Raw genomic sequence first — 12,988 nt, forward strand, 5'->3', positions numbered from 1 at the left:
ATTTCATTCATTTTTTGTCATCATCACAGCGGACATCATCGATAAACAAGATACCGCTCTGTTTCTGCCATGCGGTTTTACAGTGTAGCACGGCTGATTGAAATCGTAACCGCCTGCTTAGCGCGCCGAATCTTAGCGTTCCGGCGCGCTAAGCAGGCTCTTAAGGTTGCCAGCCGCCGCCCAACGCCCGATAAAGATCGATTTGCGCCAGTAGCAGATTGCTTTTCAACTGAACCACGTTCAGCTGCGCGCTGAATAGCGTACGCTGTGCATCCAGCTCGTCAAGATAGGAAGCGTAGCCGTTTTGATAGCGGTTGCGGGCAATACGTAGCGTGTCGGCGGCGATCTCCTGCTGCTTTTCTACCTCCTGCAGCTGCGCCTGGGTCTGCTGAATCGCATCCAGCGCATCATTTACTTCACTAAAAGCGTTTCGCACTACTTTCTCATAGCCGTACAGCGCCTGATTGCGCGATGCCATCGAAACATCTACCTGTGCCGTTAGCGCCTCCCGATTCAGCAAGGGTGCCAGCACGCTGCCGCCAATGCTCCACAGACGGAACGGATTATCCACCAGTTGATGCAGCACCGAGGATTGCAGGGTGCCAGAGGCAGTCAGATTAAGCGAGGGCAGCAATTGGGCCTGAGAAGAGACCAGCGTCTGGTCCGCCGCCAGCAGCAGCCGCTGGGCCTGAACAATATCTGGTCGACGCTGCAGCAACTCTGATGGTAACAGCGACGGTAACCGCTGCGGCATCACCTGCGTAAAGTTTGACTGGCGAGCAATGCGACGCGGATTCATGCCAACTAAAATACTCAGCGCGTTTTCCTGCTGATGGATTTGATGTTCAAGCTGGGGAATTTGCGCTTTGGCCGCCTGATATTCCGATGCTGCCTGCATCCACTCCAGCCGCGAGGTATAACCTGCGGCGAACTGACGCTGCGCCAGATTGAGCGAGTTTTCTCGCGTTGCCAGCGTCGCCTGGGTCACGCGCAGCTGCTCGTCCAGCGCCAGCAAGGAAATATAGCCGGAGGCGACCGAGGTGGCGATGGTCAGTTCAGCCGCAGCCGCAGCGGCCTGCTGCGCCGCCAGCGACGCACGAGCGGCATTGATACTGCTACTGCGCGATCCCCACAGATCCACGTCATAGTTTGCCTGCAGCAATCCCTGATAAACGTTGCCCTCGCGCGGTTGCCCGGTAACGGCCGACAGCGAGCGCGCACGCGTTGCGCCTACGCCGACATCCAGCGTGGGAAAATTATCTCCGGCGGCGGCGCGCAGTTGCGCCCGATACTGATCCACGCGCGAACGGGCGGTCAGAATATCGGGATTATTGCGCAGGGCCTGTTCCACCAGCCGGTTCAGATTGGAATCGGCAAAGGTTCGCCACCAGTTCGCTTCCGGCGCGGCGGACGGCCCCACCTGATAACGCCACTGCGGCGGGATCGGCAACGACGACGGTGCCTTGTCAACGTCACGGGCACAGCCGATTAACAATGGGATCATTAGCGCCAGCGCCTGCGGTTTCCAGCGCATCATGACCGTGGCTCCTCTGCGCCGGAGGTGTCGATATTCACCTCTACCGACATCCCGGGACGCAGCCGCGCCTGCGTATCATCCGTGATCCTGATACGTACCGGAATACGCTGCGCTATTTTCACAAAGTTGCCGGTCGCGTTATCCGGTGAGATTGCGCTGAACTCCGAGCCTGCAGCCGGAGAGATAAATTCCACCACGCCGTGAAACTCAGCGCCGTTCAAAGCATCCACGGTAAAGGTAACCGGCAAACCGGGGCGTACGTGCGCCATCTGCGTCTCTTTCATGTTGGCGATCACCCATTTTTTCGCCGGCACCAGCGACGTGAGCCGCGTACCCGCAGAGACATAGGCGCCGCGCCGCACTGAGATCTGCCCCAGCTGCCCCTCTTCCGGCGCAATAATGCGCGTGTTGTCTAAATCGATCTGTGCCAGCTGTAACGTCGCCTGCGCATTGGCGACATCCGCCTCCAGCGAGGCGCGGTTAACGATTACCGTTTGCCGATCCTGACGTGACACTTCCAGCGTCGCCTTCGCCTGCTGCACGGCGGTTACCGCCGCGCTATTCGCCGCACGCGCCGCGTCACGCTCACGAATTGACAACGAGCCGTCTGCCACCAGGTTTTCCACGCGTTTTAAATCGAAGCCGCTTTTTGCCGCCTGTGCACGGGCATTTTCCAGCGCCGCCTGGTTACGTACGATCACCGCTTCGGCGCTGAGCCGCTGCTGCTGATTATTGGCTAACGCCGCCTGCTTCATCGCCAGCTGCGCTTTCGCCTGTTCAACCCGCTGACGATAGATACGATCGTCAATGGTCATCAGCACGTCACCCTTATGAACCGGCTGTAGATCCTGCACATTAACGGCGGTGATATAGCCACTGACCTGCGGGCTGATAAAGGTGATCTGCCCTCGTACATAGGCATTTTCCGTGCTCTGCACCGCGCTGGTAAAGGGCCATAGCTGCCAGGCGTAAAGGATAACCAGTACGCCAACCAGAGCTATACCGCTGCCAACGGCAATGGAGAGGATCCGAAATTTATTATTACGCTCGCGCTCGGCGGCTTTGACTTCTTCCTGCTGGCTCATTGTTTCTCCATGCTGGCTGATGTTGCCGAAATTGATTGAGCAGCGGCGGCCTCACGCTGCTGCTGACGTCGGGTGATAATACGCTGGCGCGTCAGGCGATAAAGCACCCAGACCAGGGTACAAAAGGCCATCCCGGCGGTCAGTAAATAGGTATCGTTCCACGCCAGTACGTTGGCCTGCAGCGTGGAGACGCTTTGCAACTGCGCTACCGCCTGCGCGCTAAGTAGTGCACTGTCGCCCAGCTGGCTATTAAACAGCGCGCTGTACTGACTAAGGCGCTCGGTTACGTTGGGATCGAGCAGTGAAAGCTGGTCACCCAGCAGGCTGGAGTGATATTTTTCCCGCCATACCTGAAAGGTGCCGAGCATGGCAGCGCCAATCAAACCGCCTAAATTTTGACTCATGCCGAACAGCACCACGAAGCTCACCAGGTTTTTCGGCTGAGTTACCACGCTGCCGATGCCCAGCAACATGGCAGGCGCCATAAAGAAAGCGCTGCTGAAGCCCAGCAGAAACTGGCTGAAATACATATTGTGCGGACGCGTCAGCGGATTAGAGTGGCTGTCCATAAACGACGCAATCATCATGATCAGCAACGAGGTGACGATCGGCCAGCTGAAGTGTGCAGGTTTCAAGGTCAGCGCGCTGGCAGTGATCCCCAGCACCACGCCAGCAATAATCGCCAGCGCCAGGCCACGCAGCTGATCGTTCTGCAGGCCAACCTGCTGCAAAAAGCCGATGGCTCCGCTGTTCTGTTCCGCCAGCACCACGCGCATCATGATCATTACGATACCCAACCGGATAATGGCTCCGCTGCCCAGCCAGCGCGTATTGATCAGGGGATTTTTACGGTTATGCTCTACCACCACCGCGCTGATGATCAGTACCACAGCCAGTGCCAGGCAGATACCGAGCCACGGCGTACTGAACCACCATTCGATGCGTCCCAGTGACAGCACACCACACAGCAGCGCCATCCCCGGTGCCATTAAAATGAAGGTGACGAAATCCATTTTTTCAAACACCTTGCTGCGATCGCTTGGCGGCAGCTTCAGCATCAGTACGCACCCCAGCGCCACCATCGCCAGCCCCAGCTCAAACAGATAAAGCCCGCGCCACTCCTCCAGTTGCAGCAGCTCAGAAGAGAATAGCCGTGCCAGTGGAATGGCCAACTGTGAGGCGCTGATGCCGATCGCTAACGCCTTAAGGCGATGCTTTGCCGGCCACGCCTGAATCTGATAGTAAATGCCCAGAGAACTTAGCGCGGCCGCCACCATACCGTGCGCGGTACGGACAATGATCGCCGAGCTGAGATCGTTAACGAACAGGTGAAAAAAGGCCACCAGCACATACAGCAGCAAAAAAGCTTCGGTAAAGATACGCAGGCCAAACTGCTGGCGAAACTTCACCAGCAGCAGGTTAATAGAGATATTTCCCATTACGTAAACCGCCGGGAGCCAGGCGATCTCGTTAGAATAAGCGCCAAAGGTGCCCTGAAGGTTGGTCAGATTAGCCGTTACCAGCGCATTGCTCAGCGCGCCCGTCAGGGTAATCAGCAGGCCAACCAGCCCAAAAGCGATACGTTTTTTGGTGGGATGAATCGGTGTTGAAGGTGAACCGGGCAGCATTGGCTTTTCATGTGGCTGCCACTGGCGCGGAGCATAAGGATTCGATTTCGCCACGTCAGAGCGTTCCTGTCTTATCCAGCAATTGCTGCAGTACACGCTGGGCTATCGCTAACTCGTCGCGATCGATATCCGTTAACAGCTCGCCGCGTAAACGATCTGCTTCTACTTTGACTTTTTCAAAAACCGCCCAGCCTTCGGCAGTGACAATAAGCAGGCGCTTACGTCGATCTTCTTCTGGCTGCAGACGCTCTATCAGCCGTTGCGCCACCAGCCGGTCGATTAGCGGCACCATGCTGGCCTCTTCCAGCCCCAGCACCTGCGCCAGCGCTTTCTGCGTCATGGGTTCACTTTCACTGGCCAGCGTGGCAATAGCCAGCCAGCTATTCATGCTGAGGCCGCTCTCTTTTAGTCGGCGGTCGATAGCCAGTCGCCAGGCGTGCGCCGTGAGCTGCAGCAGACGAGGAAAGCGCTGAGAGGAATCCAAAATATAGGCACCTAATGATTAGACTTCTATGTATATAACCATTGGTAAGTATAGGCGCTGGAGAAAGGGGTTGTGAAGAATCTTGCCGGCTTATTATGGTGCAAAAAATGGCATTCCCGAGAACGGCAAAAAACGCCCATTCACTGCCTACAGCCTGGTTTTAAAGTTACCTTTAGAATAAATGTTACAAGCGAAACGTTTTTATCGCGATTTTGTATAGCTTTTGTATAATTATTTATCTTTTTAATTATTTGATTATTAAGCAATAGCACTTTTTGTTTAATCATTGTTTGTACAGCTTTGCTTTTTTTGTATAGCTTTACCTTCGCTGAGCTAAATCATGCTCTGTAACGAATGATGCATTTGCGTCGCCTCTGAAGGTGTTTAACTCGGATTTCCACCTTCAGAGGTTTTTTTTCGCCTGAAGGATGTATTGCATTCTGCTCACGACATCATTGGTTTTTGACCATAAACATTAGAACCCGGTCATTTCTGACCGATCCCTTAAGCCTTGACGCGCTACCAGCCGCGTTAAAGAGGACGAACATGCAGACGACTACCTCGCAAACCGACAAGGATATTACCGACTATTTTAACCTGCAGGAGCAGGGCGCCGTTAACGAAGGCGAAGTTCTGGGTGCCGTCGTGGCTGAGATTCTGCAGGCAGGACAGCCCGTAACCAATAAAGCGATTATCTCACGCCTTATCCAGCGTCTTGAGCTGGAGAGCGATGTGGTTATGTTGGATGTTTATCGTCGTGTTCTGGAGCTGGTGGTTAACAAAACGGAAGACGATATTATCGGTTATTAACCTCTTTAGTTGGCTATATCGCCAGTTAAAGCGGCCAGAGTAGTGATGTCATTGCGTCTCAGACCGGCACTTTCCTGCAGAGGGAAATCCGGTCTGAAACTGGTATCAACAGACAATTACAGGTAACATGCGCCTCTTGCCCTGTATGGGCAACTCAAACCTTTCAGATCCATGATGCACACTGCTGCATCTGACATTAAGACAATAAGAGCCTGCATTATTATGACCACCTCTTCCGAGGCGAACGCTGAAAAGCATGCCGCCAGCGAGCTAACCGTTGCCCGCGTGTTACGCTCGCCCAAATTATTCACGCGCGAATGCCTGGCTGGCGTAATTACCGCGCTGGCGTTGATTCCTGAAGTTATCTCATTTTCCGTGATTGCCGGCGTTGATCCTAAGGTCAGCCTGATTGCCTCGGTGGTGCTGGCGCTTACGCTGTCTCTGCTGGGCGGTCGTCCGGCGATGGTGACCGCCGCCGCCGGTTCGGTTGCGCTGGTCATTGGCCCGATGGTGCGTGCGCACGGCGTGGAATACATTATGCCTGCCGTGCTGATGGGCGGCGTAATACAGATCCTGTTCGGAATCGCCGGGCTGGCGCGAATGATGCGCTATATTCCCCGTTCGGTGATGCTGGGCTTTGTTAACGCGCTGGGCGTACTCATTTTCTTTGCTCAGGTACCGCACGTTTGGGGTCAGTCGCTGCCGGTGTGGCTGCTGTTTGCCCTGACGCTGATTATCGTGCTGTTGCTGCCGCGCGTATTAAAGAGTGTCCCTTCCCCGCTGGTCGCGATCGTGGTGATTACCGCCATTGCCGTTTACTGTGGACTGCATGTACCAAACGTTGGCGATGAAGGTCCGATGCAGGCTGGTCTGCCAGGACTGAATCAGCTGGCCGTGCCGCTTAATCTGGCGACGCTGCAAATTGTCTGGCCGACGGCGCTGAGCATTGCGCTGGTAGGCATTATGGAATCCTTGTTGACGGCGAAACTGGTTGACGATCTTACCGATACGCCATCCAGCAAACGTCGTGAATGTTGGGGACTGGGTATCGGCAATATCTTTGCAGGCTTTTACGGCGGCATTGCCGGCTGCGCCATGATTGGCCAGACCATCGTTAATGTGGAATTAGGCAAGGCGCGCACACGTATCTCTACTGTGGCAGCCGCTCTGGTTCTGCTGCTGCTGGTCACCGGACTCAGCGCGCTGATGGCGCAGATCCCAATGGTGGTGCTGGCGGGCATTATGATGATCGTTGCGCTGAAAACCATTAACTGGCACAGCCTGCAGCCCGCTACCCTGAAACGCATTCCCCTGTCGGAAACGGCAATCATGGTGCTGACAGTTGTCATGACCGTCTGGACCGGTAACCTGGCCATAGGCGTGGTTGGCGGCGTTGTTTTCGCTATTTTGCTGTTTGCCCGTCGCGTCGCGCACGTTATCCATGCGGAGCGGCAGCTCAGCGCCGACGGTGAATCGGTGCGCTATGTGGTGCGCGGCCCGCTGTTTTTTGGCAGCAGCAACGACCTGTTTGAGCATTTCGACTATGCGCACGACCCGCAGGATGTCACCATTGATTTAACACATGCGCAGATTTGGGATGCCTCCAGCGTGGCGGCGCTCGATGCGATTGAAAACCGCTACCAGCGCTATGATGCGCGGGTAAAAATCGTTGGGCTGGATACGCGCAGCAGCGATTTTCATCGTCGTCTGAGCGGCACGCTATAACCCAAACGGCCCGTTACGTTTTTATTTGCCCGCCGTAATCCGGCGGGCTTTAAAAAGATAGCCCAGCGCCAGCAGCGTTAAAAACAGGCCAATCACCAACAGGAAGCCGTTTCCCATCATTCTGTAGAGCCAAACCCCGCCTACGCCACCCACCAGAAAGGCCGTTATGGTTGAGCCATGCAGCATCAGCCGTTGCAGATAGACTGGGGTGTACTCTGTAGATTCCCGACGCCGCAAAATATCCAACAGCATAGCTAACTCTATGCCAATATCGGTTGCCGTTCCGGAAACATGGGTTGTACGCACACGTGCGTTGGAAATCCGCGTAACCACCGCATTTTGCAGCCCCATTAAAAAGCTCAGGCTGAGGATCATCAGGAGGCCGCCTGCTACCTGCGGGAAAAAGATCTCCGTAACGCCCAGCAGCAGCAACAGCATCCCCTCCAGCAGAATATTAATGACGTAAACGGCGCTAATGCTGTGGCGACGGCCATGATTAATCAGCAGGGTTGAAAAGGTGGAGCCGAGAATAAACAGACAAACAATCTCAAAAAAGAACAGCGCGATCGGCAGCTCAGCGCGCGCCAGTCGCTCGGAGAGTGATGAGACATTGCCGGTCATATTGGCAGAGAAAAAACCCACCGCCTCAAAGGCAGCGGTATTTAACGCGCCGGCAACCAGTGCAAGCGTTGCGGCCAGACGGCTGTCGGTAATAAAGGTTCTGGCCTCATCCTGACGAATTAACATAGTAAGTGGTGATATTGCGAAGTAAGTGAGGCGCTATTATGCGCTTTTTTGTCTGCATCCCTTTGTGGTTTATCAAAAACCGCTCTGCAGTTGCTGCTTTCTCCTGCCTGGCCATTAATGGCTCGGTGCCTGCTGCAACTTTAAGCATCATAATAGTATGTTGTAACTAAATGCTGGTGTGGTGTTATTATCCTGCATTAGGATTTGGTGCCTATGCCTATGCCCATGCCCGGGCTGGCTGATTACCCGATAGTTGGCAGGCAGAATAAGGGAATCATGACAGAGGTTGATATCAGGAAACCGAAGACAAAAACAAAAAAACCGCCCTTGGGCGGTTACGACATTACTGCTTATTGCTTTGATTTTATTCGGTATTCATTATGGTGCCCGGGGCGGGACTTGAACCCGCACAGCCATACAGCCGAGGGATTTTAAATCCCTTGTGTCTACCGATTTCACCACCCGGGCAGGGTGTAAAGTGGAGGCGCGTCCCGGAGTCGAACCGAGGTGGACGGATTTGCAATCCGCTGCATGGCCACTCTGCCAACGCGCCTTTATTCCGTTTGATCGTCCGAATTCGAACCATCTAATTCTTAACTGAAGCTGCATCTATGCTCAGATGCTAACTCATTGATTCGAGAAGTTTTTTCGCGTTCCCTCATCAGATGGACGGCATTATGGACTAACTTCCCGCGGTTGGCAACCCCCCAAAGTTAAATTTTTTAAGAAGCTTTTCCATAAAACACAAGGCTGTATGAATCATCGACGCTTTCTGTTCTGTTTTTATCCTTCGCGATTAAAGCGTCACCAGCAGCCCGCCATCCGTTAGCGGACCGCTATAAGTTATAGACCGATTTTTGCCGTAGCGACAGTTCTGTGATGAATCCGTGGATAGCCCAGACGCGAATTACCAGAGCGTGGCCCGCTTATCGATCTCAATACAGCGCAGATACATATCACAGGCGGTTAGGTAGTCTGTATGCCATCGCCAGTAGAGATGCAAAAAATAGCAGCCGCTTGCTGGCAGATAGCAAACGAAAAAGTAAAGGCTAAACGGCAGGCTCCAGGCCAGCCAGGCCAATAGCGCATTAATGAAAATTATCCACAGTAGCTGTAAGGCAGCAAAAACAGTTACCCGCACTGCCAGCGGTTTTGCCTGCAGCGCCGCGCAGGGCACCGCAGTGGAAAAGGAAAAGTCAATTTCCTGCATGAGCAACTTACCGAGAAAAATATACTTTTTTGACAGGCGGGCAAAAAGCAAACTGAGGGTTAACACCACCAGACAGAGGATAAACATCGCCACCATAAGCGTAGGCGACTGCCATCCGTGGTTCAGGGAAAAGTCGGGATTATTTTTCAGCGGGCTGACGGTCAACATATTCAACGCGCTATTTATCAGCATGAAATAGCTTACATAGTGATAAAGCCTACGATGTTGCGCCTTTTGTGGCGTAAAATTAGCCAGTTGTCTGATATAAACCGACCGCACGCCTCTGAACATCCAATAAACCAGTAAAGGCAGCAAACTATACAAGCCTAAAACGGCATACCGATCTCCCAGCAGCGCGAATCCGCCTTTGACCAGCAGCCAGCAGGCCAGCGCGCTGAAGGCGCACGCCACCAGCGGACGGGATAAAAACCTTTCCGTCCGGGAGGGGGTTTTACCGTTAAAGCAGGTGAGATCGACATTTTTGATTGCGCCTTTGTACATCCAGTATGCTTTTAAATCATAAATAAGATGGAACAGTACAATGGCCAGAATAGCGCTAACAGCGCCCGCCTCCTGCTGGGTAAGCGAGCAGGCGTTATTTTTCCATAAAAAACCTAACAGCATCAACAGGATAAAGTAAACAAACGGGATTAACCTTCTGTCCTGATAGCGGATAAAAACTGCATAATCGGGGATCATAATAGTCTCACTGACCTGACAGGAATGTTCTGCAATGGAATAGCCGCTCCGGCGAGAAATCGGCATAATCGCTTAGCAATGGTACCAGCCAGGCCTTATGACTGATGTCAATGAGTAACGGTGAGTTCTCCGCGCTTAAAAGCCGCGCCATGCTCGCAGTCCACTTTACGGTATGGGTTAAATGCAGCGCCAGGTTCTCCCGAATGGTTCCGGGATGCGATTCCGCCTGACCGCTGACATTCATCAATACGTTATGTTGCGGCGGCTGAATAGTTACCCTGGCCAGAAAATCCCGCATTGGCTGAACGCCCTCCTGCATCAGGCGAGTGTGCCAGGCTCCGCTTACCGCTAACTTAACGCTCTGGCAGCAGGCACGACGCGTAAAGTCGCTTAGCGCAGAGGTTGGGCCTCCAATCACCTGTTGTCGGCAGCTGTTATCACAGCTGATATCCAGTTCAGCGCCATAAGCCGCAATCAGATCGCGTACAGCCAGATAGTTCATTCCTCTCACTGCCAGCATGGAGCCTTTATGTTTTTTGCTTAGCTCATGCATGGTAGCTGCGCGAAATTGAATAAGAGAAAACAGCGCCTCCAGCGTTATTGCGCCTGCGGCATACAAGGCGCTGTATTCACCTACGCTATGCCCACAGGATGCAGAAATATTTATCCCTTTTTCCCGTAGTAGCGTATATAAGCTGATATTGACTGCCGTAACAGCAAGCTGCTGTGCTGAGGTGTGTACCAGCTTATTTAGCGGACCTTTTAAACAAATATGCCGAATATCAATGCCTGAAATATCACTGGCGCAGTCCCAAATTTTGCGGGTATGCGCATTAACGTCCCAAAGCTCGGCTCCCATACCAATAGCCGGATTCCCCTGCCCGGCAAAAAGCAGGGCCACCGTTCGGTGTTGATGATTACTATCCATGTTCATCTCTTAAAAATAATATTTAAATCCGCAATAAACGCCCACCATTTTGCCAAACAGGCCAAACTCACTATTGCTGCTTCCCTGCGTGCTATAGACGCCGCTGTAAAAATCGATATTTTCTTGCGCCAGCGGCTGATTAAAATGCAACCCCAGCATTATGCTTTTATCTAAAAGATTAACGATGCTGTATGCGCGCAGGTTGGCGCTATCGGCGGTGATTAGCGTGGCATAGCTGTTCAGATAATGCTTTCCCTGTAGATTGCCTTTATTGGCAATGTTATCTATTTCCGCTGCCATTAAATATTTATACGCATCATGAGCGCGATCGATGGGAGCAAACCTCGTACGCTGATTCAGGTAGCGAATGAAGTTTATCTGGTTGCGCCACTGCTGGCGGGAATAGCCTTCGCTCTGGAAATAATACTCCACACCAAAATGGCTGAAGCTCTGCGTGGTGTATTGCCCTGACAATGCCAGTTCTATGCCGCTCTGACGGCCACGCTGAAAAAGCGCAGAGGGAAAGAGATAATTTTGTACCTGTGCCGCGCGCTGCTCAGCAAAATGACGCCACTGTTGATTACCATGCCAGGCCAGTTCAGCGTTAAACATCCACTGCGGCGCAGGATGAAAGCTGTCCGCCACGGCCAGCGTTCTGCTTTCGCCAGCGCGCAAACTCACCGAAAGCGTATGATCAGGTAGCCGGTAATCGCTGTAAGAGAGCAGATAGCGCGCGCTGGCGTTGGATCGCTCAAGTGCAGACCAGTCGCCGGAAGATTCATAGCGTCGCCTAATCTGCGTTAGCTGTGGCACAACCGTTACCGACCAGGCATAATGAAGTGCATCAGCGGATAACTGAATGCCCCAAAAGGATTCGGCGTAGATCGCCTGCAGAACGGGATCGTAAATTCTGCCTGGTTTAAAACCTGAATAGTAAGTATGCAGCAAATCTGCCGGCGACTTTAAATAAAACCGTCCCGGTTTCGCGCTGAATTTACCCAGCGTAAAAAGCAGCGTTTCTGACGGTTGATAAGCGAAACTCAGCCGGTGCAACATTAACCGCGTGTGATTTTTCTCTGTTTCAAAAGCGCCAGGCGTTTGCCACGGGTAATAAGCCATCCCCACCAGCGATAAATCCGCACTAAGCATGTTCGCCTTAAGCTCGCAGCGGTTATCGTATCTGATGGCCATATCACTGACGCCACTGTTATCCCGGTAAGGATTTTTCTGATCTATTTGCCAACGAGCCGTTTCCCTGTGCCGCCACGCCTGCTGGGCATAAAGCTGAATATCCGCCTCTGGCAGGCACTCCGCTAAAAGGCGTAGCGGGAAAAATAGCAGCAGCAACCTGATAACCCGCGCCATCAGTTGCCACTCCGCTGAATATACTCTTTGGTGAAGTGAGAAAGAGGAAGCGATTCCAGCCGAATATCGCTGTACTCCATTACGGAATATCTCTTGCCGTGGCGCAAATCTTCCACCACGATCCTGGTCGGCCTTGCTTTACCTAACACCGGCAGATAGTTCTGATAAAGAACCTGCTTAACCAGCTTATCATCCAGTGAATAGTAGGCTGCTTTCCAGGGCCGGTAATCACCACCTTTTTCCACCCAGTAAATGATCTTCGGCCAGGTCGCGGCGGGAGACTTTCGCTTTAGCGCCAGCCGGTAGCAATGGGTTTCTCCACAGGGTGCCTCCCCCAACAGTTCGGCATGATAGGCATACTCAAAGTTCGTCACGATGACATCGCCATTGGAGATTTGCCCCAGCAGCCTCTGCTGAGGCAAAATGGGGATCGGCCGACGCAGCTCCGGCGTATAAAACCACAGTTCATACCAGTCCGACAGCATCATCTTTCCCCTGTCGCGCGGTGGCCAGACAAAGCGCACCAGAGCGCGCGCATCCGCCTGCCCGCCCTTTTCCGGCTTAATAAAGCGCATCGAGATATCCAGGATCTGTTTGCTGACAGGCTGCTGCTGCCCCGATTGATATTCCTGTATGGTTACCCTGTAGCGAAAAGGCTTGTTGGGCGAGCGCACTTCATCCGCCAGCCGAATGATTTCCAGCGCCTGCGGCGAGGCCGCGGCTGCTGCGCTGGCAAAAAACAGAACCAAGGCTTTCCCTGCCCTTTTCAT

At 53.3% G+C, this 12,988-nt stretch carries 11 protein-coding genes and 2 tRNA genes; 2 read left to right on the top strand and 11 right to left on the bottom strand.

The features are described from left to right. Positions 1-160: 160 nt before the first annotated feature. From ACQE32_RS07600 to ACQE32_RS07615, 4 genes are read right to left on the bottom strand one after another with little or no spacing between them, the layout of a single operon-like run. Positions 161-1,534, bottom strand: a complete 1,374-nt coding sequence (locus tag ACQE32_RS07600; protein WP_426974380.1) for an efflux transporter outer membrane subunit — start codon at positions 1,532-1,534, stop codon at positions 161-163. Next, on the bottom strand, positions 1,534-2,622 hold the full coding sequence (locus ACQE32_RS07605) for an HlyD family secretion protein (RefSeq protein WP_427021584.1): 1,089 nt from the start codon (positions 2,620-2,622) through the stop codon (positions 1,534-1,536). Before ACQE32_RS07605 ends, ACQE32_RS07600 begins: the two co-directional genes overlap by 1 nt. Further along, on the bottom strand, positions 2,619-4,304 hold the full coding sequence (locus tag ACQE32_RS07610; RefSeq protein WP_426974306.1) for an MFS transporter: 1,686 nt from the start codon (positions 4,302-4,304) through the stop codon (positions 2,619-2,621). The genes ACQE32_RS07605 and ACQE32_RS07610 overlap by 4 nt, the downstream gene beginning before the upstream one ends. 1 nt (position 4,305) lies before the next feature. Beyond that, positions 4,306-4,737, bottom strand: a complete 432-nt coding sequence (locus tag ACQE32_RS07615) for a MarR family winged helix-turn-helix transcriptional regulator (RefSeq protein ID WP_426974379.1) — start codon at positions 4,735-4,737, stop codon at positions 4,306-4,308. 543 nt (positions 4,738-5,280) lie between these two features. On the opposite strand from ACQE32_RS07615, the gene ACQE32_RS07620 reads away from it, so the two are divergent. Both ACQE32_RS07620 and ACQE32_RS07625 read left to right on the top strand, forming a co-directional pair. Continuing rightward, positions 5,281-5,544, top strand: coding sequence for a biofilm/acid-resistance regulator YmgB/AriR (locus tag ACQE32_RS07620; RefSeq protein WP_426974305.1), 264 nt, complete (start codon positions 5,281-5,283; stop codon positions 5,542-5,544). 222 nt (positions 5,545-5,766) lie between these two features. Beyond that, positions 5,767-7,269 (top strand): SulP family inorganic anion transporter, encoded by a 1,503-nt coding sequence (locus ACQE32_RS07625; RefSeq protein ID WP_426974304.1) that lies wholly within the window; start codon positions 5,767-5,769, stop codon positions 7,267-7,269. 21 nt (positions 7,270-7,290) lie between these two features. Here ACQE32_RS07625 and ACQE32_RS07630 read toward each other — a convergent pair whose 3' ends face one another. The 7 genes from ACQE32_RS07630 to ACQE32_RS07660 all read right to left on the bottom strand — a co-directional run bounded on the left by ACQE32_RS07630 (position 7,291) and on the right by ACQE32_RS07660 (position 12,988). After that, on the bottom strand, positions 7,291-8,016 hold the full coding sequence (locus tag ACQE32_RS07630; RefSeq protein WP_426974303.1) for a YoaK family protein: 726 nt from the start codon (positions 8,014-8,016) through the stop codon (positions 7,291-7,293). 381 nt (positions 8,017-8,397) lie between these two features. Continuing rightward, a tRNA-Leu gene (locus tag ACQE32_RS07635) sits at positions 8,398-8,484 on the bottom strand. A gap of 11 nt (positions 8,485-8,495) precedes the next feature. Next, positions 8,496-8,569 (bottom strand) — tRNA-Cys (locus ACQE32_RS07640). A 354-nt stretch (positions 8,570-8,923) separates the two neighbouring features. Continuing rightward, a complete protein-coding gene (locus ACQE32_RS07645; RefSeq protein WP_427021585.1) occupies positions 8,924-9,925 on the bottom strand; it encodes a hypothetical protein in 1,002 nt (333 codons plus the stop codon). Between the two features lie 7 nt (positions 9,926-9,932). Then, positions 9,933-10,853 (bottom strand): ACP S-malonyltransferase, encoded by a 921-nt coding sequence (locus ACQE32_RS07650; RefSeq protein ID WP_427021586.1) that lies wholly within the window; start codon positions 10,851-10,853, stop codon positions 9,933-9,935. 9 nt (positions 10,854-10,862) lie between these two features. Further along, positions 10,863-12,218 carry a hypothetical protein gene (locus tag ACQE32_RS07655; protein WP_427021587.1) on the bottom strand — a complete coding sequence of 452 codons (1,356 nt, stop codon included), beginning with the start codon at positions 12,216-12,218 and terminating at the stop codon, positions 10,863-10,865. Beyond that, complete coding sequence (locus ACQE32_RS07660) at positions 12,218-12,988, bottom strand: outer membrane lipoprotein-sorting protein (RefSeq protein WP_426981136.1); 771 nt, start codon at positions 12,986-12,988, stop codon at positions 12,218-12,220. The genes ACQE32_RS07655 and ACQE32_RS07660 overlap by 1 nt, the downstream gene beginning before the upstream one ends.

This window comes from Pantoea sp. FN0302, from assembly GCF_050113775.1.
Taxonomy (GTDB): Bacteria; Pseudomonadota; Gammaproteobacteria; order Enterobacterales; family Enterobacteriaceae; genus Mixta; species Mixta alhagi.